We start from the raw sequence: 609 nt of genomic DNA, 5'->3' as shown, positions 1-609 counted from the left end.
CGCATCGTCCTCAGCCGCATCCCGCAACTCGCGACATAAACGATGGGGCGCAGACGTCCCGAAACAAACCCGCCGACCTCAACCCGCAAACCCCCGCCTTCCATAACGACGGATCATCGCCGGCGCCCGACGAGGCTTGTCAAAATGCACTCCGAGGGCGGCCAGATCGCCGATGCAGGCCGCCGAAAGCCGATCGCCGTGCATCAAGCGGGCTAGCGCCCCTGAAAGAGGGCAGGACGTTTGTCCAGAAATGCTTCGACCGCTTCAGCGTGGTCCTGCGTATTGTGGCACATGCCCTGAAACACTGCGCAGAGGTCGAGGAAATCAGGCAGGTCCAATCGCCGCGCTGCCTTCAGCAGCCGTTTTGCGAGACGAAGTGCTTGAGGAGGTTTTCCTGCAATACTTGCAGCAAGCTGCAGGGCTTGCGACTGCAATTCGGACGCTGTCGCGATCTCAAGAACGATTCCCAGTCGTAGAGCTTCCTCGGCGCGCACCAAACGCCCGCTGAAGATCAACTCCGCCGCCCTTTGGGGACCGAGCAGATCCTGCAGGAACCAGGCACCGCCATCTCCCGGTACGATGCCAAGATTGATGAACGTGGAGCCGAAT

General features: G+C 60.8%; 1 protein-coding gene. It reads right to left on the bottom strand.

Annotated features, from left to right (window positions below):
- Positions 1 to 212: 212 nt before the first annotated feature.
- Positions 213 to 609 (bottom strand): enoyl-CoA hydratase-related protein (locus tag ACFFNA_RS39565; RefSeq protein WP_378925746.1); only part of this gene is annotated, 397 nt, incomplete at its 5' end.

This window comes from Mesorhizobium kowhaii (assembly GCF_042431665.1).
In the GTDB taxonomy this organism is placed as follows: domain Bacteria; phylum Pseudomonadota; class Alphaproteobacteria; order Rhizobiales; family Rhizobiaceae; genus Mesorhizobium; species Mesorhizobium kowhaii.
Note: the sequence above shows the minus strand (reverse complement) of the source record. Positions and strands in the feature narration are given on the sequence as shown.